At 60.9% G+C, this 24,527-nt stretch carries 23 protein-coding genes, 1 tRNA gene and 1 other RNA gene; 17 read left to right on the top strand and 8 right to left on the bottom strand.

Annotated elements, in window-relative coordinates; genetic code table 11:
• Positions 1-84 precede the first annotated feature (84 nt).
• Positions 85-1,833: a DNA polymerase III subunit gamma/tau gene (locus ACNQ62_RS12685; protein WP_418094978.1), complete on the bottom strand. Its 1,749-nt coding sequence runs from the start codon at positions 1,831-1,833 to the stop codon at positions 85-87.
• Between the two features lie 34 nt (positions 1,834-1,867).
• Positions 1,868-2,230, bottom strand: coding sequence for a DUF202 domain-containing protein (locus tag ACNQ62_RS12680; RefSeq protein WP_005850045.1), 363 nt, complete (start codon positions 2,228-2,230; stop codon positions 1,868-1,870).
• Between the two features lie 63 nt (positions 2,231-2,293).
• Here ACNQ62_RS12680 and ACNQ62_RS12675 point away from each other — a divergent pair, with 63 nt between their 5' ends.
• Positions 2,294-3,139, top strand: coding sequence for a neutral zinc metallopeptidase (locus tag ACNQ62_RS12675; RefSeq protein WP_418094977.1), 846 nt, complete (start codon positions 2,294-2,296; stop codon positions 3,137-3,139).
• A gap of 234 nt (positions 3,140-3,373) precedes the next feature.
• On the opposite strand, the gene ffs is transcribed toward ACNQ62_RS12675, so the two are convergent.
• Positions 3,374-3,471: signal recognition particle sRNA small type (gene ffs / locus ACNQ62_RS12670), an RNA gene on the bottom strand.
• A gap of 148 nt (positions 3,472-3,619) precedes the next feature.
• Here ffs and nudC point away from each other — a divergent pair.
• Both nudC and ACNQ62_RS12660 read left to right on the top strand, forming a co-directional pair.
• Positions 3,620-4,588: an NAD(+) diphosphatase gene (gene nudC / locus ACNQ62_RS12665; RefSeq protein WP_418094976.1), complete on the top strand. Its 969-nt coding sequence runs from the start codon at positions 3,620-3,622 to the stop codon at positions 4,586-4,588.
• A gap of 36 nt (positions 4,589-4,624) precedes the next feature.
• Positions 4,625-5,092 (top strand): SRPBCC family protein, encoded by a 468-nt coding sequence (locus ACNQ62_RS12660; RefSeq protein ID WP_005850040.1) that lies wholly within the window; start codon positions 4,625-4,627, stop codon positions 5,090-5,092.
• 23 nt (positions 5,093-5,115) lie between these two features.
• Here the strand turns inward: ACNQ62_RS12660 and ACNQ62_RS12655 are convergent, their stop codons facing one another.
• A complete protein-coding gene (locus ACNQ62_RS12655) occupies positions 5,116-5,964 on the bottom strand; it encodes a prephenate dehydratase (protein WP_037941199.1) in 849 nt (282 codons plus the stop codon).
• A 132-nt stretch (positions 5,965-6,096) separates the two neighbouring features.
• Between ACNQ62_RS12655 and ACNQ62_RS12650 the strand changes: the two genes are divergently transcribed.
• The 5 genes from ACNQ62_RS12650 (at position 6,097) to ACNQ62_RS12630 (ending at position 12,548) form a co-directional block, all read left to right on the top strand.
• Complete coding sequence (locus ACNQ62_RS12650) at positions 6,097-6,606, top strand: c-type cytochrome (protein ID WP_005850037.1); 510 nt, start codon at positions 6,097-6,099, stop codon at positions 6,604-6,606.
• Between the two features lie 187 nt (positions 6,607-6,793).
• Positions 6,794-8,743, top strand: a complete 1,950-nt coding sequence (locus ACNQ62_RS12645; RefSeq protein ID WP_418094975.1) for an extracellular solute-binding protein — start codon at positions 6,794-6,796, stop codon at positions 8,741-8,743.
• 9 nt (positions 8,744-8,752) lie between these two features.
• The gene (locus ACNQ62_RS12640; protein WP_418094974.1) at positions 8,753-9,841 is read left to right on the top strand and encodes a microcin C ABC transporter permease YejB; all 1,089 of its coding nucleotides are present in this window, start codon (positions 8,753-8,755) and stop codon (positions 9,839-9,841) included.
• A gap of 5 nt (positions 9,842-9,846) precedes the next feature.
• Positions 9,847-10,953, top strand: a complete 1,107-nt coding sequence (locus tag ACNQ62_RS12635; protein ID WP_064215881.1) for an ABC transporter permease — start codon at positions 9,847-9,849, stop codon at positions 10,951-10,953.
• A complete protein-coding gene (locus tag ACNQ62_RS12630) occupies positions 10,950-12,548 on the top strand; it encodes an ABC transporter ATP-binding protein (protein WP_418094973.1) in 1,599 nt (532 codons plus the stop codon). The genes ACNQ62_RS12635 and ACNQ62_RS12630 overlap by 4 nt, the downstream gene beginning before the upstream one ends.
• A gap of 11 nt (positions 12,549-12,559) precedes the next feature.
• On the opposite strand, the gene ACNQ62_RS12625 is transcribed toward ACNQ62_RS12630, so the two are convergent.
• Both ACNQ62_RS12625 and ACNQ62_RS12620 read right to left on the bottom strand, forming a co-directional pair.
• Positions 12,560-14,068 carry a D-alanyl-D-alanine carboxypeptidase family protein gene (locus ACNQ62_RS12625; RefSeq protein ID WP_037941210.1) on the bottom strand — a complete coding sequence of 503 codons (1,509 nt, stop codon included), beginning with the start codon at positions 14,066-14,068 and terminating at the stop codon, positions 12,560-12,562.
• A 245-nt stretch (positions 14,069-14,313) separates the two neighbouring features.
• Positions 14,314-15,006, bottom strand: coding sequence for an HAD family hydrolase (locus tag ACNQ62_RS12620; protein ID WP_132998173.1), 693 nt, complete (start codon positions 15,004-15,006; stop codon positions 14,314-14,316).
• A 90-nt stretch (positions 15,007-15,096) separates the two neighbouring features.
• On the opposite strand from ACNQ62_RS12620, the gene clpS reads away from it, so the two are divergent.
• From clpS to hemF, 4 genes are read left to right on the top strand one after another with little or no spacing between them, the layout of a single operon-like run.
• On the top strand, positions 15,097-15,438 hold the full coding sequence (gene clpS, locus ACNQ62_RS12615; protein ID WP_005850026.1) for an ATP-dependent Clp protease adapter ClpS: 342 nt from the start codon (positions 15,097-15,099) through the stop codon (positions 15,436-15,438).
• A 3-nt stretch (positions 15,439-15,441) separates the two neighbouring features.
• Positions 15,442-16,434, top strand: a complete 993-nt coding sequence (locus ACNQ62_RS12610; RefSeq protein ID WP_005850024.1) for a class I SAM-dependent methyltransferase — start codon at positions 15,442-15,444, stop codon at positions 16,432-16,434.
• 29 nt (positions 16,435-16,463) lie between these two features.
• On the top strand, positions 16,464-17,264 hold the full coding sequence (locus ACNQ62_RS12605; protein ID WP_005850022.1) for an SDR family NAD(P)-dependent oxidoreductase: 801 nt from the start codon (positions 16,464-16,466) through the stop codon (positions 17,262-17,264).
• 27 nt (positions 17,265-17,291) lie between these two features.
• A complete protein-coding gene (gene hemF / locus ACNQ62_RS12600) occupies positions 17,292-18,185 on the top strand; it encodes an oxygen-dependent coproporphyrinogen oxidase (protein ID WP_184581405.1) in 894 nt (297 codons plus the stop codon).
• Positions 18,186-18,292: 107 nt separating this feature from the next.
• On the opposite strand, the gene ACNQ62_RS12595 is transcribed toward hemF, so the two are convergent.
• A complete protein-coding gene (locus tag ACNQ62_RS12595) occupies positions 18,293-18,859 on the bottom strand; it encodes a fasciclin domain-containing protein (protein WP_037941218.1) in 567 nt (188 codons plus the stop codon).
• Positions 18,860-18,961: 102 nt separating this feature from the next.
• Complete coding sequence (gene hemC, locus ACNQ62_RS12590) at positions 18,962-19,915, bottom strand: hydroxymethylbilane synthase (RefSeq protein ID WP_418094972.1); 954 nt, start codon at positions 19,913-19,915, stop codon at positions 18,962-18,964.
• A gap of 109 nt (positions 19,916-20,024) precedes the next feature.
• On the opposite strand from hemC, the gene hemE reads away from it, so the two are divergent.
• The 5 genes from hemE to ACNQ62_RS12565 all read left to right on the top strand — a co-directional run bounded on the left by hemE (position 20,025) and on the right by ACNQ62_RS12565 (position 24,457).
• On the top strand, positions 20,025-21,074 hold the full coding sequence (gene hemE / locus ACNQ62_RS12585) for a uroporphyrinogen decarboxylase (protein ID WP_005850013.1): 1,050 nt from the start codon (positions 20,025-20,027) through the stop codon (positions 21,072-21,074).
• Positions 21,075-21,136: 62 nt separating this feature from the next.
• Positions 21,137-21,213: transfer RNA gene (locus ACNQ62_RS12580), tRNA-Met, on the top strand.
• Between the two features lie 214 nt (positions 21,214-21,427).
• Positions 21,428-22,462 (top strand): TRAP transporter substrate-binding protein, encoded by a 1,035-nt coding sequence (locus tag ACNQ62_RS12575; protein ID WP_037941222.1) that lies wholly within the window; start codon positions 21,428-21,430, stop codon positions 22,460-22,462.
• A gap of 95 nt (positions 22,463-22,557) precedes the next feature.
• Positions 22,558-23,139 (top strand): TRAP transporter small permease, encoded by a 582-nt coding sequence (locus ACNQ62_RS12570; RefSeq protein ID WP_005850008.1) that lies wholly within the window; start codon positions 22,558-22,560, stop codon positions 23,137-23,139.
• Between the two features lies 1 nt (position 23,140).
• The gene (locus ACNQ62_RS12565) at positions 23,141-24,457 is read left to right on the top strand and encodes a TRAP transporter large permease (protein WP_005850006.1); all 1,317 of its coding nucleotides are present in this window, start codon (positions 23,141-23,143) and stop codon (positions 24,455-24,457) included.
• Positions 24,458-24,527 lie beyond the last annotated feature (70 nt).

Genomic DNA, 24,527 nt, shown 5'->3' with positions numbered 1-24,527 from the left:
CTTATGTATATGCGGTCTTTGCCGCCCCCCGACAAGGGGTGCCCCGGCGTGGACAGGTCGCGGGCAGAGCAGGGGCAGGCGGGGTCAGTCGTCCTCGAAAGGGTCCCATTCATCTTCGACCTCGGGCAGCGCTTCGGACACGGCGGCGGCGGCGATTTTCTCGGGCGTGCGGATCGACAGGATCTTGGCCCCGGGAAAGCTCGCCATCACGGCCTGCATCAACGGGTGGTTCTCAGCTTGCGATTTCAGCGCGTTTTCCTTGGCGTCGCGGACCTCGGCGATGGTTTTGGCGCTGCTGTCGCCCACGATGGTCACGGCCCAGCGGTTGCCGGTCCACAGTTGCAGCCGCGTGCCAAGACGCTGCGCCAGATCGCGGGGGGCACTGTCGGTGGGGGTGAATTCGATCCGCCCCGGTTGATAGGCCGCCAGTCGGACCGAGGTCTCGACCTCCACCAACAGCTTCACGTCGCGGTTGCTGCGGATCAGCTCGACCACATGTTCAAACGTCGGGTACTGCGCCAAAGCCTGCGCCACCGCCGGCGCAAGTGCCGCCATCGTCGCGCCGCCCGCAGGCCCGCCCGACATCTGCTGGCTGCCCATAGCGCTGGTCGATCCACCCCCGGCGGGCACGGCGGCCCCGCCCCCCGGACCCTTCGGCGGGGCGGGCGGGGGCGTGGTATTGGCCAGCTTGCGGGCAAGCTCTTCAGGGCTGGGCAGATCGGCGACATGGGTCAGGCGGATCACGGCCATCTCGGCGGCCATCATCGCATTGGGCGCGCTTGCCACCTCGTCCAGCGCTTTCAGCAACATCTGCCACAGACGGGTCAGCACGCGCATCGGCAGCGTTTCCGCCATGGTGACGCCACGGCTGCGTTCCTCGGGCGAGACGGTGGGATCTTCGGCGGCATCGGGGGTGATCTTGACCACCGATACCCAATGGGTGATCTCGGCCAGATCGCGCAGCACGGCCATCGGGTCGGCCCCGTCGGAATACTGGTTGCCCAGCTCGTCCAGCGCGCCAGCCGCATCGCCGCGCAGGATCATATCGAACAGGTCCAGCACCCGCCCGCGATCCGCCAGCCCCAGCATCGCACGCACCTGCACAGCCGTCGTTTCGCCCGCCCCGTGGCTGATTGCCTGATCCAGCAAGGACGTGGCATCGCGCGCCGACCCTTCGGCGGCACGGGTGATCAGCGCCAGCGCATCGTCCGCAATCTCGGCCCCTTCGGCGGTGGCGATCTTGCGCATCAGCGCGATCATCACCTCGGGCTCGATCCGGCGCAAATCAAAGCGTTGGCAGCGCGACAGCACGGTCACGGGCACCTTGCGGATCTCGGTCGTGGCGAAGATGAATTTGACGTGCTCGGGCGGTTCCTCAAGCGTCTTCAGCAGCGCGTTGAACGCGCCTGTCGACAGCATGTGCACCTCATCGATGATATAGACTTTGTACCGGGCCGAGGCCGCGCGGTAATGCACGCTGTCGATAATCTCGCGGATATTGCCGACGCCGGTGTTCGATGCGGCGTCCATCTCCATCACGTCGACGTGGCGGCCCTCCATGATGGCGACGCAATGTTCGCAGACCCCGCAAGGTTCCGTCGTCGGCCCGCCATTGCCGTCCGGCCCGATGCAGTTCATCCCCTTGGCGATGATCCGTGCCGTGGTGGTTTTGCCGGTCCCGCGGATGCCGGTCATGATAAACGCCTGCGCGATACGATCCGCCTCGAACGCGTTTTTCAGCGTGCGCACCATCGCGTCCTGCCCGACCAGATCGGCAAAGGTTTCAGGCCGGTATTTGCGGGCCAATACGCGATAGGCAGAGGGTGCTGTCATGACGATCCTGCAAGATTCGATTGAAGCCCTGAACCTAGAGCATCCAAAGGATGCCGCCAACCGCAACCGAGGCAAAGCTGAAAATCACCGCCAGCGTCTTCATCCGCGCATTGGGTTGCGCATTCGCATGGTGGTCGTTCAGCCGGTCCAGCGTCTTGGTCGCCGCATCATGGGCCGCCCAGAAGATATAGACCGCCGCGACGACAAAGATCGTCGCCACGCTTTTCGCGGCCCAGGTCGGGTCAAAATCCCCAAACACCGCCTTAAGCCCGATCGCCACCGCAAGCGACGCCATCCCCGTGCGCATCCACCCTGCAAAGGTGCGCTCGTTCGCCAAAATCGTGCGGTCTTCGGCCCAGTCGGTGCGGTTCTCGGCCAGATCATTGCTTTTATTCATTGAACTATTGTGCGCGTCGCGCGTTACGCTGACAATAATATTTGACATAACGGGGACAGATTTATGCGGTTGCGCGGCATCAGAAGAAGCAAAAACGTTGAGGTCCGCCGCGGCGGGCGCGGGGGCGGTGCCGGGCGTGCGGGCGGTCTGGGGATCGTCGGCGTCTTGGCGGTGCTGGCGATCGGCTATTTCACCGGCATCGACGTATCGCCCTTGCTGAACGGGGGCGCCGCGCCGCAAACCCAGCAGGGCGCGCCGGTCTCTGACTCTGACGCGCAGGCCACGCAGTTCACCGCGCAGGTGCTGGCCACCACCGAAGATGTCTGGGGCGAGATTTTCCCACAGCAGTTGGGTCGCGAATATGTGCCGCCAAAGCTTGTTGTCTTTTCCAACGTCACGCAAAGTGCCTGTGGCGGGGCCTCTGGCGCGACGGGGCCGTTTTACTGCCCTGCGGATGAAAAGGCCTATATCGACACGCAATTCTTTGATCTTCTGGCGCAGCGCATGGGGGCAGGCGGGGATTTCGCCGCCGCCTATGTGATTGCCCACGAGGTCGCCCACCACGTCCAGAACGAACTGGGCATCCTGCCCAAGGTTGACGCGCTGCGCCGTCAATCCTCTACGGCCGAGGCGAACGCCCTGACCGTGCGGCTCGAGCTTATGGCCGATTGTTTTTCGGGGATCTGGGCCAAGAACGTCAAAGGTCTGATGGAGCGGGGCGATCTGGACGAGGCATTGAACGCCGCACGCAAGATCGGCGATGATCACCTGCAACGTCAGGCCGGTCGCGTTCCCCAGCCGCACACCTTTACCCACGGCACATCCGAGCAGCGCTCAAGCTGGTTCCAGCGCGGGTTCGATAGCGGTCAGGTCGGCCAATGCGACACATTCGCGGCAGAGCAGCTGTAACAGCGTTCGGTGCTATAACGGAGAAATAATGAGTATAAACAACAGGTTAAGTTACCCATGGGTAACCTGACCTGTTGCCTGTGGCTGTGCCGAAATGCCGATAGCCAAACGCATCGAGGCGCTGCGGGGCATTGAGGCACTGCGGAAATATCTGGGGGCGGGGGCTGCCCCTCTCGGGCCATCCTTTGGATGACCCTGCGGGGCGACGCGTATTTTGCTGCGCAAAATACGCTGGGGTGAGAGGCTGATAACGACCCAAGTGGGTCTCGTTACGGCTGCTTCCTTCCGGATCTGACCGGGTTGGCGAGGCACCTGCCCGCACCAACCTCTCACCGCCCATATAGTATAGGGCCGGATGGGATGCAAGACGGGCCCAAAGGCGTTTTTCCCTCGGGCGTTTTTAGCGGGCACGGCGCCATGCAGCCTTGGCATCGCGCGGTTTGGCCAATAGGCATGGTGCACGCAAACGGGAGGATACGCATGAAGCACGCCGAGACGGTCACTTTCGGAGGGTCAGCGCTTGACCGCGCCGGAGAGGTTCGCGCCGACAAGGAGGCCGTGGCCGCATTGCGCGCCGATGACGCCGCCCGCGCCATTCTGTTCTGGCGGGGCAAGGTCCTGATCGACCCCGCGCGCCCCGCGTCTGTTGTGCGTTTACCACTGGATCACCCCGTTCTGGCGGATGCCGGCTCTGCTCCGATCTTGCTGGGGCGCGAAGAGGGGGCCGCGCGGTTTGCCTATGACCTGTCGCCGTGGATGCCCGATGACTTCGACCCGCGCCAGCTGGGGTCTTTCGTCGATCAAAGCGAACAGCGCCACCCGATGTTGCCACCCGACTATGCTTTCGTCGAAATGCGCCGCGTGATGACGTGGCTCAGCCCGCGTGACGCCGAACTCGCCGCGACCGGCAAGGCCATTCTGGCGTGGCACGAAAACCACGGCTACTGCGCCCGCTGCGGCTTTGAGACCGTGGTGAATGACGCAGGCTGGCAACGCAACTGCCCCGCGTGTCGCGCGTCGCATTTTCCGCGCACCGATCCTGTTGTGATCATGCTGATTACCCACGGCAACTCTGTCCTGATGGGGCGGTCGCCGGGCTGGCCCGAGGGGATGTTCTCGCTTTTGGCGGGGTTTGTCGAACCGGGTGAAACGCTCGAAGCCGCCGTGCGCCGCGAGGTGTTCGAAGAGGCGGGCGTGCAGGTCGGTCAGGTCAGCTACCTTGCGAGCCAGCCTTGGCCCTTTCCCGCGTCGCTCATGTTCGGCTGCGCCGGAGAGGCGACAAGCCATGAGATCACCATCGACCCCAAAGAGATCGAAGAGGCCCTTTGGGTGTCCAAAGAGGACATGATGGATGTCTTTACCGGGCAACACCCCAAGATCAAACCGGCCCGAAAGGGGGCGATTGCGCATTTCCTGCTGGAAAACTGGCTTGCGGATACGCTGGATTAAGGCAACCTTCGGGAAAGACGACGAACAAGGCAGAACATGAAATTTTCCACCAAAGAAGACATCGACGCGCCGATTGATGCGGTATTCGACATGCTGTGCGAATTTGACCAGTTCGAACGCGCCGCCATGCGCCGCGGCGCAGAGGTGCAGCGCGTGGACCGGCTGGCAGAAGCGGGGCCGGGGATGCAGTGGGAAGCTGCCTTTGACATGCGCGGCAAACGGCGCGAGCTTCAGGTCGAGATGGACCGTTTTGACCGCCCGACCGAAATGAAGCTGAACACCCGTTCGCAGGGGCTGACCGGCGACATGAGCTTTGATCTCGTCGCCCTGTCACGCAGCCGCACCCGCATCATGGTCGCGCTAGAGCTCAAGCCGCAAAACCTGTCGGCCCGTCTGCTGGTGCAGTCGTTGAAGCTGGCCAAGAATTCGCTGACCAAGAAGTTCAAGAAACGTGTCGGCGACTATGCCAAGGACATGGAAGACCGCTACCACAAACCCCGCTAAGGGGTTTGCGGTGGTTACCGCGTTTACTGGCCGTGACGGTCGGGATGCGCGGGGTAGACGCCCAGAATATCGATGAAGTTGGTGAAATGCGCCAACTCCTCCAGCGCGCGGGCGACGGCGGGGTCTTCGGGGTGGCCTTCGATATCGGCATAGAACTGTGTCGCCGTGAACGACCCGCCCGCCATGTAGCTTTCCAGCTTGGTCATGTTGACGCCATTGGTCGCGAAACCGCCCATGGCCTTGTAAAGCGCCGCCGGGATGTTGCGCACCTGAAAGACAAAGGTGGTCAGCATGTTTTCCGCACGGCGGGTCTGGTCCAGCTCGGGCGACATCAGCAAAAAGCGGGTGGTGTTATGGTCCAGATCCTCGATGTCGCGGGCCAGCACCTTGAGCCCGTGAATATCCGCCGCGACCTCGCTTGCGAGCACGCCGACATCGCGTTCCTCCGACACCGCAAGATCCGCCGCAGCCCCTGCGCTGTCTGCCGCTGCCTCTGAGGTGATGCCATGGGCGTCCAGCCAGCTGCGCGCCTGCGGGATCAGCACCATATGCGCGCGCACGTGTTTGATGTCTTCGAGCTTCACGCCGTCGTGGGCCATCAGGCTGATGCGCACGCGCACGAAGGCCTCCGCGATGATGCGCAGCCCGCTTTGCGGCAACAGCCGGTGGATGTCCGCAACCCGCCCGTAGGTCGAGTTTTCGACCGGCAGCATCGCCAGATCGGCGCGGCCTTCGCGCACCGCGCGGATCACCCCTTCGAAGGTCATGCAGGGCACGGGGATCATGTCGGGGCGGGCTTGCAGGCAGGCTTCGTGGCTATAGGCCCCCAAAGCACCTTGAAAAGCGATGCGCGGCGCGGTTTTACTGGTCATCAGGGGCATCCTTCTTCAAGCCGTTGCCAACTATGGCGTTTGGTCGCGGTAACTACACCTTGCCCCGACGAAGGGAAAGCAATAGATACGCCTGCAATACGATGCCCGAATACCAACGATGGACCTTCACGCATGTTCGATACAATGACCGTTACCAAAATCGCTGCCGGCCTGTTTGGCGCTTGGCTTGTCCTTCTGCTTGGCAAATTCGCGGGCGAAGAGCTTTATCATGCCGAAGCGCATGGCGAACAAGGCTATGTCATTGAAGTGGCAGACGCCTCTGGTGGCGGTGAGCCCGCTGAAGAAGTCGATTTCGCCGAGATCATGGCGGCCGCTGATCCGGCCAAGGGTGAAAAGGTTTTCCGCAAATGTTCGGCCTGTCACAAGGTTGAAGATGGCGCGAATGCGGTTGGTCCCTACCTCTACGGTGTTGTCGGGCGTCCGGTTGATTCCGCTGATGGGTATGCGTCCTACTCCGGCGCGCTTGAGAAAGTGGCAGAGACATGGACCCCCGAGAACCTGAACGCCTTCCTGACCAAGCCTGCCGGTTTCGCACCAGGCACCACGATGGGTTTCGCGGGTCTGCCCAAGATCGAAGACCGGGCGAATGTGATCGCCTATCTCGACAGCCTGGACAACTGATCCACCCCATATTCCGATTGCAAGGCCGCCCCCTCGTGGGCGGCCTTTTGCTGTGAAGTGCCCTGTTTTCAGTCAGGTAACATATTCGCAACTTGTAACTTGGGCGGTCGGGCCGTTAGCGTGTATCCGGCAGTGATCTGCCGCGACGACCCTTGTCTATCGCCTGTTGTTATAAAGGATACGCCCGATGCCCCGGACCCATGCCCGTGCTGACACACAATCGCAAACCCCCATGCTGCGCGTCGCTGGCGCGGCCTTGCTTGTTTTCGGGGCCGCGATGCTGGGCGGTGCCGCTTGGGGGCAGGATGACGCCGCGCAGGGCAGTGACAAGATTATCTCCGCGCATGGCTATTCCTTTTACGGCGATCTGAAATACCCCGCCGATTACACCCATTTCGACTATGTGAACCCCGACGCCCCCAAAGGCGGCGAGATTTCGATCTCTACCCTCGGGACGTTTGATTCGATGAACCCCTATTCGCGCAAGGGTCGTGGCGGTGCGTTGAGCAGCATTATGTACGAAAGCCTGCTGGGCGAAGGGGTGGGCGGAGAGCAAGCCCCGGCGGATGTTTACGGCGAAAGCTATTGCCTGCTGTGCGAAAGCCTTGAGTATCCCGAAAGCAAAGACTGGGTGGTGTTCCACATGCGCAAGGATGCCAGGTTTTCGACGGGTGATCCGGTCACCGCGCATGACATCGTGTTCAGCCATAACCTGCTGTTGGATCAGGGCCTGAAATCCTATGGCGATGCGGTGCGCAAGCGTATCCCCAAGGTCGAAGCGATTGATGATTACACGGTCAAATTCTATTTCACCCCCGGTATTTCGCGCCGCAGCCTGATCAGCCAAGTGGGCGGTGTGCCTGCGTGGTCCAAGAAGTGGTTCGACGAAACCGGCGCGCGGCTGGACGAATCCCGCTTGATGACGTCGCCGGGGTCCGGCCCCTATACGGTCGAAACCGTCGATGTGAACCGGCGCATCGTCTATAAACGCAACCCCGATTATTGGGGCGCTGACCTGCCGTTCAACGTGGGCCGCAATAACTTCGATACGATTCGTGTCGAATATTTCGGTGACGAAAATTCGGCGTTCGAGGCGTTTAAAGCAGGCGAATACACCTTCCGCGCCGAAGGCAGTTCAAAGAAATGGGCGTCGGCCTATGATTTCCCCAAAGTCGCCGCTGGTCAGGTGGTCAAGGAGGAGATCCCCGATGGTGCGCCACCCACACCCGCGGGCATTGTCTTCAACCTTGGTCGCGATGTGTTGAAAGACAAACGCGTCCGTCAGGCGATTGCCTTGGGCTATAACTTTGAATGGACGAATGAATCGCTGCAATTCGGGCTGTTCAAACCGCGCGCGTCTTTCATCCAAGACACGCCTTTGATGGCCACCGGCAAGCCGCAGGGCATGGAGCTAGCCTTGCTTGAACAGCTTGGCGATGTGGTCCCCCCTGAAATGCTGACCGAAGATGCGGTTATGCCGCATAGCTCGGATGCATCTCGTCTGTTGGACCGGCGCAACCTGCGCCGCGCGATGAAACTGCTGGATGATGCTGGATGGGCCGTGGGGACAAATGGCAAACGCTATGACGCAAGCGGGCAGCCGTTGCGCCTGAACTTTTTGATGGATTCTGCCGGGTCGCCCACGCTGTCTGCGATTGTCGAAAACTTTATGTCGAATTTGCAGAACATGGGCATCGATGCGGTGCTTGAGAGAGTCGACAGTTCGCAATTTACGGCCCGCCAACGGGATCGCGATTACGATCTGATTTACGATCAATATCCGACGTTTCTGGGCACCGGCACAGGCTTGGCCCAGTTTTTCGGATCAGAGGCGTCCAGCTATTCGGTGTTCAACCCCGCAGGTGTGGCCAGCCCGATGATCGACGCGATTATCGAGGTGTCCCTTGCGGCGCAAACCAAGGAAGAGGAAGACGCCAGCCTGATCGCGCTGGACCGTGCCTTGCGCTATGAGTTCTTCATGATCCCGACATGGTACAACGACAGCTTTTGGACGGCGTATTATGACCAGTACGAACACCCCGAAAACCAGCCTGCCTATGCCTTGGGCTATCTCGATTTCTGGTGGTACAACGTTGACAAAGCAGCGGCCTTGCGCGCCGCTGGTGCGCTGAGGTAAACGCCGCATATGGGCGCTTATATTCTTCGACGGCTATTGCTGATTATTCCCACTTTGATTGGGATTATGCTGATCAACTTTGCGCTGGTGCAGTTCGTGCCCGGCGGCCCGGTTGAGCAGGCAATCGCCCGTATTCAAGGCGGCGGTGACGTGTTCGAAGGGTTCTCGGGCGGGGGGAATGACGCGGGCAATGCAGATATTGCAGGCACCACAGAAAACTATGTTGGCGCACGGGGCCTGCCGCCCGAATTCATCGCAGAGCTTGAGAAAGAATTCGGCTTTGACAAGCCGCCGGTAGAGCGGTTCGTGAACATGCTGTGGAACTACATGCGGTTCGATTTCGGCGACAGCTACTTCCGGTCGATCAGCGTGATCGAGTTGATTAAGGAAAAGCTGCCGGTGTCCATCACGCTGGGGCTGTGGTCCACGTTGATTGCCTATCTGGTGTCGATCCCCCTTGGCATCCGCAAGGCGGTCAAGGATGGCACGGCCTTTGATACATGGACATCGGGCGCGATTATCGCCGCCTATGCGATCCCGGGCTTTCTGTTCGCGATCCTGCTGCTGGTGCTGTTCGCGGGCGGGTCCTACTGGCAGATATTCCCGCTGCGGGGGCTGACCTCGGATAATTTTGACCAGCTGAGCCCCTTGGGCAAGGTCGCGGATTACTTCTGGCACATCACGCTGCCGGTGCTGGCCTCGACCATCTCGGCCTTTGCGACGCTGACGTTGCTGACCAAGAACAGCTTTCTCGACGAGATCAAGAAGCAATATGTCGTCACGGCGCGGGCCAAGGGGCTGTCGGAGCGTAAGGTGTTGTACGGCCACGTCTTCCGCAACGCGATGCTGATCGTGATCGCGGGCTTTCCGGCGGTGTTTATCGGCGTGTTCTTCGGCGGCTCGCTGATCATCGAGACGATCTTTAGCCTTGATGGGCTGGGCCGTCTGGGGTTCGAGGCGGCGGTCGCGCGGGATTATCCGATCGTCTTCGGCACGCTGTTCATCTTCGGCCTTATCGGTCTGCTGGTCGGTATCCTGTCTGACCTGATGTATGTGGTCGTCGACCCGCGCATCGACTTTGAAAAACGCGAGGGCTGAACCCGATGGCGCTATCCCCGCTGAACCAACGCCGCTGGCGTAACTTTACCCGTAACCGTCGCGCCTATTGGAGCCTTTGGATTTTCGCGATCCTGTTTGGCATCTCGCTGTTCGCCGAATTCGTGGCCAACGACAAACCGATTCTCGTGAACTATCGCGGCGACTATTACATGCCGATCTTCAAGTTCTACCCCGAGACCGAGTTCGGCGGCGATTTCCTGACCGAAGCGGTGTACCGCGACCCCGAAGTGCAATGTCTGATCGCCTCGGGCGGGTTGATCGACTGTCTGGACGACCCCGAGGGGATTATCGAGGACGCGCAGGATGGCGAGGTCGCGGGCGAGGCGATTGCGGCGGGCTGGTCGATCTGGCCGCCCATCCCCTATAGCTTTGACACCGCCGTGGACCGGCCCGGCGCGGCCCCGCTGCCGCCGAACGGGCAGAACCTGCTGGGCACCGATGGCACCAAACGCGACGTGTTGGCGCGGGTCATTCATGGCTTCCGGCTGTCGATCATCTTTACCCTGATTGTGACGGGCGCGGCATCGTTGATCGGGATCATCGCGGGGGCGGTGCAGGGGTTCTTTGGCGGCTGGACGGATCTGATCTTCCAGCGCGTGATCGAGATCTGGACCTCGACCCCGTCGCTTTATGTGATCATCATCATGTTTGCCATTCTGGGGCGCAGTTTCTGGCTGCTGGTGTTCTTGCTGGTGCTGTTCAGTTGGACATCTCTGGTGGGTGTGGTGCGGGCCGAATTCCTGCGCGCGCGGAACCTTGAATATGTGCGTGCGGCGCGCGCGCTTGGGGTGGGAAATATGACGATCATGTTCCGCCACATGCTGCCCAATGCGATGGTCGCGATGCTGACGATGCTGCCGTTTATCATCACCGGCACGATCAGCACGCTTGCGATCCTTGATTTTCTGGGCTTCGGCCTGCCGTCGTCGGCCCCGTCCCTGGGCGAGTTGACGTTGCAAGCCAAGCAGAACCTGCAAGCGCCCTGGCTGGCGTTCACCGCATTCTTCACCTTTGCCATCATGCTGTCGCTGCTGATCTTTATCTTTGAAGGGATCCGCGACGCCTTTGACCCGAGAAAGACGTTCTCATGACGCCTTCGACCCAGAACGCCGCGGTGCTGCAAGTGGATGACCTGCGCGTCTCCTTCCGTCAGGAAGGCGCGTTGACCCATGCGGTCAAGGGCGTGAGCTTTGCCGTGCAACGCGGGGAGACCGTGGCGCTGGTGGGGGAGTCCGGCTCGGGTAAATCCGTATCGGCGCTGAGCACTGTATCGCTGTTGGGCGACAGTGCCGAGGTGTCGGGGTCGGTGCTGTATGACGGGCAGCAGATGGTCGGGGCGAGCGACAAGCTGCTGCGCAAGGTGCGTGGCAATGACATCAGCTTTATCTTTCAAGAGCCGATGACCTCGCTGAACCCGCTGCATACGATCGAAAAGCAGCTGGCGGAATCGCTGGCGCTGCATCAGGGCGTGGCAGGGGCCGAGGCGCGGGCGCGTATCCTTGAACTGCTGGACAAGGTCGGGATCGTGGATGCGGAAAGCCGGTTGGGTGCCTACCCGCATCAGCTGTCGGGTGGGCAACGTCAACGGGTGATGATCGCGATGGCGTTGGCCAACAAGCCCGATGTGCTGATCGCGGATGAGCCGACCACGGCCTTGGACGTGACCATTCAGGCGCAGATATTGGACCTGCTGAAAGAGCTGAAAGATAGCGAAGGCATGGGCCTGCTGTTCATCACCCATGATCTGGGAATCGTGCGCCGCATTGCCGATCGCGTCTGCGTGATGAAACAGGGCGAGATTGTCGAACACGGTCCCACGCACGAGATTTTTGACAACCCGCAGCACCCCTACACGATCAAGCTTTTGGGGGCGGAGCCGTCGGGCCGACCGGACCCGGTTGCACCCGATGCCGACGTGATCGCCAGCACCGATCATCTGAAGGTCTGGTTCCCGATCCAGAAGGGGTTCATGCGCAAGACGGTGGATCACGTGAAGGCGGTAAACGACGCGTCGCTGTCGGTGCGCGCGGGGGAAACCCTTGGTATCGTGGGTGAATCCGGGTCGGGCAAGACGACGCTGGCACTGGCAATCATGCGCTTGATCTCCTCTGAAGGGGGGATCAGCTTTATGGGGCAGGACGTGCGCAGTTGGTCCACGCGGCAGTTGCGGCGGTTGCGCAAGGATATGCAGATCGTGTTTCAGGATCCGTTCGGCAGCCTGTCGCCGCGGATGACCTGTATGCAGATCATCGCCGAAGGGCTGAGCGTGCATAAGGTGGACCCCGACCGCAATCAGCGCGAATTGGTACGCGATGTGATGATCGAGGTCGGCTTGGATCCCGCCACGATGGACCGCTATCCGCACGAATTTTCCGGCGGGCAACGTCAGCGGATCGCGATTGCGCGGGCGATGGTGCTGCGGCCCAAGCTGCTGGTGCTGGACGAGCCGACCTCGGCGCTGGATATGACCGTGCAGGTGCAGATCGTGGACCTGCTGCGCAATCTGCAGCGCAAATACGGGCTGGCCTATCTGTTCATCAGCCACGACCTGAAGGTCGTGCGCGCGATGTCGCATAAGGTGATGGTGATGAAGCGGGGGGATGTGGTCGAATACGGCGATGTCGATACGCTGTATGACAATCCGCAGTCCGACTATACGCGCACCTTGCTACAGGCGACGACCTGAGCAGGCCAAGCTTAAGAGCTTGGCCCGATCATAAAGCAGTTCACATTGCGGGCGACCAGACGGCGGCAGGCCAGATCGGCTGTCTCGCGGGTCATGCCAAGGAAGTTGGCGTCGAACCCTTGCGGGCGACGCACGACTTTGCGCAGGCTGCCGTCGAGGGTCGAGATTTCGGACAATGCGGTTTTCAGCAACACTTTCTCGGCGGCATAGCGGCTGGGATAGCGGCCCACATTCACGCCCCAGTGACGGCCACCAGATGTCGACACGCGGGTGATGACTTCGGGGGCGGGGGGCGCTTTGGGGGTGACCTGTTTGACCGCGGCGGTTTCAACCAGCGATGCGGCAGCCGAGGGGCGCAGCGTGGGCCGGACCGAGACCGAGGCGAGCAGGGTTTCCGCCTCTGCTGCGGGTTCCGGTGTCGGAGCAGGGGCCTCTGCCACGACGGGCGGCGCGGTTTTCTGCGCCTCTTTCAGCGCGGCGGTGATGTCCGAGTTCAGGATCGGCGAAGTCGCTTGGGGCACCTCTGCGGTGGCAACCACGACCTGAGGCTGGTGGCCCGGACGCAATGTGGGACGTTTGGAGGTGGTGACGGCCCCCACAAGGCGGATGACCTTGCCTGCGGCCCCATCAGACGCGACGGGCGTATCTTCGACATCGGCGTAAGCGGGTTTGGAGGGTTTTTTCAGCGGTGCGCTGGAGGGGGCGCGGCGGAAGCCCAGATCCATCAGCTCGGCCACTTTGGCGTTCCGCGCGCTGGTGGAGGTGCCGCCGAAGACGGTCACGATAATGCGTTCATTGCCCCGTTCGGCCGAGGCGGTGAGGTTGAAGCCAGCGGCGCGGGTGTAGCCGGTCTTGATCCCGTCGGCACCTTTGTAGGACGACAGGAAGCGACGGTTGGTGTGGCTGACCTTGCGCACGCCCGCATCGGCAGTGATGCGCGAGAACAGGTTGTAGTATTCGGGGTGATCATACAGCAGGTGGCGGCCCATGATGGTCATGTCATGTGCGGTCGACATGTGGCCGGATTCTGTCAGGCCGTGGGCGTTCTTGAAGGTGGTGTTGGTCATGCCAAGCGCCTTGGCGGTGCGGTTCATGCGGCGGGCGAACTTGGCTTCGGACCCTTCGATGGCTTCCCCGATGGCGGTGGCGGCGTCATTGGCAGATTTGACGGCCGCGGCGCGGATCAGGTAGCGCAGGGCGATGGTCTGGCCCGATTTCAGCCCCAATTTGCTGGGCGGTTCGGACGCCGCGTGGCTGGTGATCTTGACCTTGCTGTCGAGCGAGATCTCACCACGCTTAATCGCCTCGAATGCGATATAAAGTGTCATCATTTTGGTGAGGGAGGCCGGGTGCAGACGGGTATCCGCGTTTCGGGAGTGCAACACTTCGCCGGTTCGGGCGTCGATCACATAGGCGGCATAGGGGGCCGCCATTGCGCTGAGCGGCAGGATCAGCAAGATCCATATAGCCGCAAGAATAAATAGCCCATACCGGGCTGGCTGCACACGCCGCACTCTCATCATAACTGCCTTTGCTCTGCCTCGGCCGTCGATTTTTCAACTGACCATTATTATTAAGGTAAGGTTACCATAGGACGTGTTTTCGATAAAGGCGTTCGATGTGGTGCAGCCCGGAAAAGCGGCGATTTCCGCGCAGCACATTTAGCGTGTGCCCAAAACTCCGCCACTATAGGGGCGATTGTGGCGGGAATGTGGCAAGAGTTGGGCGACAACGCAGCGAAGGTAAGGCGAGAATACAGCGGCGATCAGGGCAGCAGTTCTGCCACTTCGGACAGGCGCGTGATCTGGTGGAAGCGGGGCGAATCACTCGGGGCGGGGGCGTGCTCCAGCGCCCAGGTGACGCCGTGGGGGATATAGACGCCATGCCCGCCCGCGTGGATCATCGGCACCACGTCCGATTTCATGGAGTTCCCGATCATCATGCCGCGGGCCGGGCCGTCGCCGTGGGTATCAAAGATGCGCTGGTAGGTTTGCGGGGTCTTGTCCGAGACGATTTCAATCGCGGTGAACATATCACGCAGCCCGGATTCAGCGAGCTTGCGTTCCTGATCCAGCAGATCGCCCTTGGTCACCAACACCAGCCGATAGTCGTCTTGCAGGGTTTCGAGGGTTTCGCGCACATCGGGCAGCAGTTCGACCGGATGGGCCAGCATATCCCGCCCCGCCGCCAGCAGTTCGGAGATGACATCGGCCGGCACGCGGCCCTCGGTGATCTCTATCGCGGTTTCGATCATCGAGAGGGTGAACCCTTTGATGCCAAAGCCGTAGTGGGGGATGTTGCGCCGCTCTGCCTCAAGCAGTCGGTCCATCAGGCTGTCGCGGTCGGTGTAATCGGCAAGAAGTTCCGCGAATTTGACCTGTGTCAAAGCAAAGAAGCGTTCGTTGTGCCATAAAGTGTCATCGGCATCAAAACCGATGGTCGTTAGCGGATTGCCCATCTTTGGCGCGCCCTCTTTTCTAATTCTGCTTTAGGGTTATATAGACGCCTACACGACTCACTTGAAACGACTTCTCAGGCAGGAGCAGCAATGCGCCTTGATGATCTTATGATGGCGGGCAAAGACCGGGACGACGACGAAACCGATCTGTTGACCAAGACCAAACCAAAGACCAAGCGGCCGCCTTTGTACAAGGTGATGCTGTTGAACGACGATTTCACCCCGATGGAATTTGTGGTGATCGTGCTTGAACGCTTTTTCGGGCTGAACCATGCCCAAGCCTTCGAGATCATGTTGACCGTGCATAAAAAAGGGCTGGCGGTCGTGGGCGTGTTCAGCCACGAGATCGCGGAAACCAAAGTCGCGCAGGTGATGGATTTCGCCCGGCGTCACCAGCATCCGCTGCAATGCACCATGGAAAAAGAAGAATAACACGTGATTGATGCACGTCTGCAACTGGCGCTTGACGGCGGTGGTCTTGAGTTGCCAGCTGAAGGGACGATTGCCGTCTTTCAGCCCCCCCGTGACAGTGATTTGCCAGGTCTGGACAAAGACCGCGTGCAGATTATCCACGATTTCAAACCGGATTATGACGCATGGGCCGCGCGCGGTTATGATGTCGTGCGCACCATCAAGGACCGCTATGCGGCCTGTATCGTCTGCCTGCCACGCGCCAAGGCCGAAGCCCGCGCCGTGATTGCCGCCGCCTGCGAGGTCTGCGACGGGATCGTTGTGATCGACGGGCAAAAGACCGACGGTGCCGATAGTGTCCTGCGCGAGATGCGCGACCGTGTGACCGTGCAGGGCCCGATCTCGAAGGCTCACGGCAAGATGTTCTGGATCTCGGAACCGGCGGCGGAGTTCTTTTCCGACTGGCGTCAGGGGCCGGAGCTGACCGAAGGCGGGTTCTGGACCGCGCCGGGGGTCTTTTCCGCCGATGGTGTCGATCTGGCCTCGGCGCTGCTGGTGGATGCCTTGCCCGAGAAGCTCGGGTCCGAGGTTGCCGATCTGGGGGCCGGTTGGGGCTTTTTGTCGGCCCACGCGCTGACACGGCCTGACATCAAGAACCTTTATCTTGTTGAAGCGGGACATATGGCGCTGGAATGTGCGCGCCGCAATGTCACCGATGATCGCGCGTCCTTTGCATGGGAGGATGCCACAAGCTGGGAGCCGCCCCACCGCATGGACAGCGTGATCATGAACCCGCCCTTCCACATCGGTCGCGCGGCTGAACCGCAGATCGGGCAGGCGTTTGTTGCCACGGCAGCACGCATCCTGTCGCCGCAAGGCAAGCTGTGGATGGTCGCGAACCGTCATCTGCCCTATGAGGCAGAGCTGAAAACCCGTTTCGCCCATGTCGAGGAAATCGGCGGCGATGCGCGGTTCAAACTGTTTCACGCGGCACGGCCTTTGCGCAAACGCCGATAGGCGGGCCGCGCCTGATTAAGGAACGATTTATGTCATTCTCAATCTCTGGCAAAAGCGTCATCGTCACCGGGGCCGCGAACGGCATCGGTTTGGCGATTGCCCGGCAATTCGCCGACAAGGGCGCAAATGTGATGTGTGCCGACATCGACGAGAAAGCGCTGGTCGAACAGCTGGGCGATGCCAAGGACGACGGCAATATCCGCTTTTTCGCGGGCGATCTGCGGCAACGGCTGACGATTGCGAACCTCGTCTCTGCCACCATTGACGCTTTTGACGAGGTCGACGTGTTGGTCAATGCTTCGCGGCAGTTCCTGCCGACGGATGCGCTGGACAGTGATGATACCAGCGTTGAAACCCTGTGGCAGGAAAACGTGATGACCGCGATGCAGCTGACGCAGCAGGTCGCCAAACGCATGATCAAACAGTCCGAGGGCAAGGAAGACGGCAGCGTGGGCAGCATCGTCAACCTCAGCTCGACCACCTCGCGGCACACGCGGCCCGAGTTGATGGCCTATTCCATGGCGGCAGCAGCGCTTGAGCAGATGACGCGGTCGATGGCGCTGACGCTGGCCCCGCATCGCATCCGGGTGAACGCCGTGGCCTTCGGGTCGGTGATGAGCGGGTCGCTGAAAGCGTCCTGCGCCGAGAACCGCGAGTGGCGCGACGACATCCGCAACCACACGCCTCTGGGGCGCATCGCTTCGCCGTCAGAGCTGGCCGACACGATCCAGTATCTTGCCGCCGACAGCTCCAGTTTCCTGACAGGCGAAGTGATCGTCGTGGACGGGGGGCGGTCCTTGTTGGACGCCGTGGACGCGCCGGCACACTAGAATACGCAGTAACGAAAGGCTTTGCGCATGACCGTTGATTTCGAGGCGGAGAAGACCCGCGCCGCTGAGTGGTTCCGCAGCCTGCGCGACCAGATCGTGGAGGCATTCGAGACGCTGGAGCGTGACCACGCCGAGGGCCCGCTGTCTGATGCCGCGCCCGGCACGTTCGAGGTGACCCCGACCAAACGCAGCAGCGACGACGGCAGTGACGCGGGCGGCGGTCTGATGAGCGTGATGCGCGGCGGGCGTGTGTTCGAAAAGGTCGGCGTCAACGTCTCTACGGTGTTCGGCACCCTGGGAGAGCGCGCGCAGGTCGCGATGGCGGCGCGCAAGGGCATCCCCGGCATGGCCGAAGACCCGCGGTTCTGGGCGTCGGGCATCAGTCTGGTCGCGCATATGCAGAACCCCCATGCCCCGGCGGTCCATATGAACACCCGCATGTTCTGGACGCCTCATGCCAGCTGGTTCGGCGGCGGGTCCGATCTGAACCCCTGCATCGAATATGACGAAGACACCGCGCATTTCCACGCTGTGCAAAAGGCGCATCTGGACCCTCATGGCGGCGATCTGTACCCGCGGCTGAAGGCCTGGGCGGATGAATATTTCTATATCCCGCACCGTCACCGCGCGCGCGGGGTCGGCGGGATCTTTATGGATGATCACGCGACAGGCGATTGGGAGGCGGATTTTGCCCTGACGCAGGATATCGGCCGCGCCTTCCTGCCCGCCTATCTGCCGCTGGTGCAAAAGCGGATCACGCAAGACTGGTCAGAGGCAGACAAGGAAGCGCAGTTGGTGCATCGCGGGCTTTATGCGGAATATAACCTTGTCTATGACCGCGGTACGAAATTCGGGCTGGAGACCGGCCATGACGCCAATGCGGTTCTCATGAGCCTGCCGCCTTTGGCGAAGTGGATCTAGGGGGCCAGCCCCCGCCCTGCGGGCTCCCCCGGGATAGCTGCCATTTGGAATGAAAAAGGCCCCCGACCGTGCAGGTCGGGGGCCTTTTCGTCTAAACCGGTATCAGCTTATTGCTTTGGCAGCATCACGCCGTTGATAACGTGGATCACACCGTTGGACTGTTTGACGTCTGCGATCTCTACGAAGGCCGCGTTGCCGTTTTCATCCACCAGCTTCATGCGGCCATCATCGGCGTAGGAGGCTTGCAGCGTGCAGCCGCCCAGTGTCGGCACGGGGTGCTCACCGCCGTCGTCCTTGATCATGCCCTGAAGCGCGTCGGACATCACGGCCTTGCCGACCACGTGGCAGGTCAGGATTTCGGTCAGACGCTCTTTGTTCTCTGGCTTGACCAGCATTTCGACGGTGCCTGGCTCAAGACGGTCGAAACCGGCGTTGGTGGGGGCGAACACGGTGAAGGGGCCTTCGCCTGCGAGGGTATCAACCAGACCGGCAGCTTTCACAGCAGCAACCAATGTGGTGTGGTCGGCAGAGTTCACGGCGTTTTCAACGATGTTCTTGTCGGCGAACATTTCAGCACCACCGACCATGGGGTTCTTCATCTCGTCGGCGAAAGCCGCACCAGCAGTCAGGGCCAGAGCTGCGGTTGCGGTCATCATCTTTTTAGCGAAAGTCATGGTGTTCTCCTCGGTTTATATCGTGATCATTTGTTGATCATGCCGAAGCAACGGGGCCATGCTGCGCTTAGTTTCAAACAGAGCGCGAATTTATTTTGGATGTTATCCTTTGACGTGCCAGTCGAAGAAGCCGGGGCCTGCCTGGGCCAGCAGGTCCTGCGCCAGATCGACGCCCATCTGACCGCCTTGCGCAATAGGGCCGCTGCGGTCGCCGGCAATCGCCTCTGACCCGTCGGGGCGCAGGACCTGGCCGCGCAGGTGGAGCGTGTCGCCGTCCAGCGTGGCCAGCCCGGCGATCGGTGTCTCGCAGGATCCGTCAAGCGTGAGCAGAAAGGCGCGTTCGGCGGCCAGACGTTGGCCCGTGGGGGTGTCATGGATCGCGGCGAGCATGGCTTCGGTATCAAGGTCACCGGCGCGGCGTTCGATGCCAATGGCCCCTTGCGCGACCGCGGGCAGCATCAGCGTATCGTCGATCGGCGTGGCGGGGACGTGTTGCATGCCCAAACGGTTCAGACCGGCCACGGCGAGGAAGGTACATTCGGCCACACCATCGGCGAGCTTTTTCAGCCGCGTCTGCACATTGCCGCGGAATTCGACGACCTGCAGGTCGGGACGCTGGTGCAGCAGCTGCGCACGGCGGCGCAGGCTGGAGGTGCCGACGACCGCGCCTTCGGCCAGTTGGTCCAGCGCCGAGAGGGTGGGCGCGACAAAGGCGTCGCGCGGGTCTTCGCGCGGCAGGTAGGTATCAAGCAGCAGGCCCCCCGGCTGGATCGTGGGCATGTCTTTCATCGAATGCACGGCGATGTCGATTTTGCCCGCCAGCAGGTCTTCTTCGATTTCGCGGGTGAACAGGCCCTTGCCGCCGATGTCCTTGAGCGGGCGATCCTGAATGACATCGCCGGTGACTTTGATCACGACGATTTCAAACGCCGCCTGTGGGATCTCAAACGCGGCGGCCAGACGGGCGCGGGTTTCACAGGCCTGGGCCATCGCCAGTGGCGAGCCGCGGGTGCCGATGCGCATGGGGTTTTCGGGGGTGGGCAGGTTCACAGTCATGGCTCTTCTTTAGGGGTGTGGATTTGATCTGACAAGCGGTGCCATTGCCTTGACATCGCGGCGCTACATCTTGACCTAAGACAAAACCATTGAAGAGTAGGAATACCCGATGCCGCAGACCGACACGCAAAGCAAAACCATTCTGCGTTCATTGGCCGGAGAGACGCTGCCGGTGCCGCCGATCTGGATGATGCGGCAGGCCGGACGCTATCTGCCCGAGTATAAGGCGACGCGGGCGCAGGCGGGGGATTTCCTGTCTTTGTGCTACAACCCCGAGCTGGCGACCGAGGTCACCTTGCAGCCGATCCGTCGTTACGGGTTTGATGCGGCGATCCTCTTTGCGGATATTTTGCTTGTACCGCAGGCACTTGGCGCTGATCTGTGGTTTGTCACCGGCGAAGGGCCGCGCCTGTCCACGGTCACCACACAGGCGGATTTTGACCAGCTGCGGCCCGTGGGCGATATCCACGAGACGTTGAACCCGATCTATCAGACGGTGCGCAACCTTGCCGGTGAACTGCCGCGCGAGACGACGTTGATCGGCTTTGCCGGTGCGCCCTGGACTGTGGCGACCTATATGATCGCGGGGCAGGGGACCAAGGATCAGGGGCCTGCGCATCTGCTGCGCACCCAGGATAACGCCCTGTTCGAGAAGCTGTTGGACCTGATTACCAAGGCAACCATCGAATATATGTCTGCGCAAATTGACGCAGGTGCCGAGGTGATGAAGATCTTTGACAGCTGGGCGGGGTCGCTGCCGGGCGATGCTTTCGAGAAATACGCGCTGGCCCCTGCACGCGAGATCACGCAAGAGCTGAAGAAGCGCCATCCCGGTATTCCGATCATCGGTTTCCCGCGCGAGGCCGGCGATAAATACATCGGGTTCGCCAAGGCGACGGGGGTGGATTGTGTGGCGCTGGATAATTCCGTCTCGGCGGATTGGGCGGCCAAACATGTGCAGGTGGACGGTTGCGTGCAGGGCAACCTTGCATCGACCCATATGGTTACCGGCGGGCAGGCGCTGGTAGATGAGACGCGCCAGATCGTCAAAGCCTTTTCCAAGGGCCCGCATATCTTTAACCTTGGTCACGGGATCACGCCGGATGCCGACCCTGACAACGTGCAGCGCATGATTGATACGGTGCGCGAGGGCGAATAATCAAATAAGATTGGCTTTGGCTCTTGACGGGGGCCGAAGCCTGTCATACTCGGAGCGCCGATGGCGTTATAGCTCAGTTGGTTAGAGCGAACGACTCATAATCGTTAGGTCCCTGGTTCAAATCCAGGTAACGCCACCATCTCCCCCCCCCCGCACAGATATGACTTTTGTAGGTTAGCTGTTGTTCAGCATGGCCCGTCGTGTGTCGTGTTCCCGAGCTGCGTGTTTTTCATCTGCTTGTACCGGAGGTGATTGATAATCCCCTGTCGCTGGTGTCAGAGTGTCACTCAGCTAAAGGCTCGGAACTGCTCGGCAACAGAGCGGTCCGTTTTGACTGAACACGGGAGATTAGAATGATGATGAGAAGAACCCTGATGGGGATCGCGGGTGCGGCCCTTGCCGTTGGCATGAGCGCGACCGGCGCGATGGCGCAAGAGGTCACCCTGCGCATGCACCAGTTCCTGCCGCCACAGGCCAATGTGCCCAAACTTATTCTGGATGTCTGGGCCGATAAGGTCGAAGCCGCCAGCGACAACAAGATCAAGATTGAACGCTACCCCTCCATGCAGCTTGGCGGGAAGCCACCGGAGCTGATGGACCAGGCGATTGACGGTGTGGCCGATATCGTCTGGACGGTGGTGGGCTATACCCCCGGCCGCTATCCCACGACCGAAGTGTTCGAGCTGCCCTTTATGGTCACCGACGCCCGCGCGGCGAGCTCTGCCTATTGGCAGATGTTCGAAAAGCACATGAAAGACACCGAGTTCAAGGACGTACATATTCTGGGCACATGGGTTCACGGCCCCGGCATGCTGCACACCAACACCGAGGTGCGGTCGCCCGACGATATGCAGGGTCTGAAGATTCGCGGCGGATCGCGTCTGGTGAACCAGCTGCTGGAAATTACCGGCGCGACGCCAGTGGGCATGCCGGTTCCGGCGATTCCCGAAGGTCTGTCCAAGGGCGTGATCGACGGCACCACGATCCCGTGGGAAGTGACGCCATCGTTGAAAGTGCCGGAACTGGTGAAGAACCACACCGAATTTGACGGTGCCGCACTTTATACGCTGACCTTCGTGCTGGCGATGAACAAAGACCGCTATGATGGATTGTCGGATGAGCTGAAGAAGGTTCTGGATGAAAACTCCGGTCTGGAATTCTCGGTCTTTGCGGGGGGCACGCAGGCGGATGCCGATGGCCCTGCGCGTCAGGTCGCGGTTGATCTGGGCAACAACATTGTCGAGCTGAACGAAGAAGAGACCCAGGTCTGGCGCGATGCGTCGCAGCCGATCTATGACAGCTGGATTGCCGATATGGACAGCAAGGGCATCGACGGTCAGGCGCTGATCAATGAGGCGCGTGAATTGATGGATGCCTACGGCAAATAATTCCTGACGACGATAGCAGGCCCGCGGTGCATCCCTGCGCCGCGGGCCTGATTGCTTGATACACCCCAAAATACCTAGACAAGATTGAGAGAACCATGCGTCGGCTGATATATTTTCTTGCCCGCTTTACCGCCGTGATCGGAGGGCTGGTGCTGATGGCACTGGTGCTGATGACCACGGCCTCTATCATCGGGCGCACGGTCAACAAGATGCTGCATAGCCCCTTCTTTCAGGAGAAGCTGACCGGCCTGTCACAGGGGTTGATTGACATGGGCATCGGCGAGATCAACGGCAATTACGAATTGCTGGAGGCGGGGGTTGCCTTCGCCATCTTCTCGTTCCTGCCGATCTGCCAGTATTATGGCGCCCATGCCACGGTGGATGTATTTACCTCTTTCCTGCCGGCGCGGGTGAACCGCTGGATCATGGCCTTTTGGGAAGTCGTTCTAGCCGCGGTGATCGTGCTGATCATCTGGCGTCTCTACGAGGGGATGCAACGCTATCTTGGCAATGGCGAGACGACATTGTTCCTGCAATTTCCGGTGTGGTGGGCCTATGCCGCCAGCTTTGCGTCCGGCGTGATTGCCAGCGTTGTGTCCGTCTATTGCGCCGTGATCCGCGTGATAGAGGCGATCCGCGGCACCGATATTCTTCCCAGCGAACAAGGGGCACATTAAGATGACCAACCTAGAACTGGGCTTCTGGTCCTTTCCGGTGCTGCTGCTGATGATCTTTCTGCGCGCCCCTATCGGGCTGGCGATGCTGCTGTGCGGGTTTGGCGGCTGGTATCTGGCGATGGGGGGCAACCCCACGCCGCTGCTGTCAAAGCTCAAGTCCGAGACCTACACGACGTTTTCCAGCTATTCGCTGAGCATCATTCCCATGTTCCTGTTGATGGGCCAATTCGCGACCCTATCGGGGATGAGCCAAGCCCTGTTCAAAGCGGCAGAAAGCTTTCTGGGCCATCGTCGCGGCGGTGTGGCGATGGCGGCCGTGGGGGCCTGCGCGGGCTTTGGCGCGATCTGCGGCAGCTCGCTGGCGACAGCGGCGACCATGTCGAAGGTCGCGCTGCCCGAACTGCGCCGCTATGGCTATTCCGGCGGGTTTTCCACCGCGACACTGGCCGCGGGGGGGACATTGGGCATCCTGATCCCGCCGTCGGTCATTCTGGTGATCTATGCGATCCTGACAGAACAGAATATCGCCAAGCTGTTTCTGGCGGCCTTCCTGCCCGGTGTGCTGGCGGCCATCGGCTATGTCATCACGATCTCGATCTACGTGCGTCTGAACCCCAAATCCGCGGGCGTGCGCCCTGCGGTGCCCATGGGGGACCGCTTCAAGGCGCTGGCGAATACATGGCCGGTGCTGGTGATCTTTTTCGTCGTCGTGGGCGGCATCTATCTGGGGTGGTTCACCCCAACCGAAGGCGCTGCTGTGGGCGCTGCGGGCACTGGTCTGGCGGCGTTGCTGGCGGGCAGTCTGAACTGGACGGTCTTGCGCGAAAGCCTGATGGGCACGGCCAAAACCACGGGGATGATCTTTTTCATCGTGCTGGGGGCAGGGTTCTATAACGGCTTTCTGGCCCTGTCGGGCGTGCCGCAATTCATGGCTGATTGGGTCGTGGGGCAGGGCTATAGCCCGTGGTTCGTGCTGGTCGTGATCCTTGTCTTCTACCTCATTTTCGGCTGCCTGATGGACAGCCTGTCGATGATCCTGCTGACGGTGCCGATCTTTTTCCCCGTCATCTCGGCGATGGATTTCGGGATGAGCACAGAGCATCTGGCGATCTGGTTCGGCATCCTTGTGCTGATCGTAGTCGAGGTCGGTCTGATCACGCCGCCGGTGGGGATGAACCTGTTCATCATCAACTCGATGGACCGTGAAACCCCGATGACAGAGACCTATAAGGCCGTGATGTATTTTGTCGGCTCCGACATCGTGCGGGTGATCATTCTGGTGATGTTCCCTGCGATCACGCTGTTCCTGCTGCCCTGACGGGGCACAGCGATGTGACATGAAAAAAGGGCCGCGTCTGACGCGGCCCTTTCATTTCGGGAATGGCAAA

Source organism: Sulfitobacter sp. SBS6 (genome assembly GCF_048285585.1).
GTDB lineage: Bacteria > Pseudomonadota > Alphaproteobacteria > Rhodobacterales > Rhodobacteraceae > Sulfitobacter > Sulfitobacter pontiacus.
Note: the sequence above shows the minus strand (reverse complement) of the source record. Positions and strands in the feature narration are given on the sequence as shown.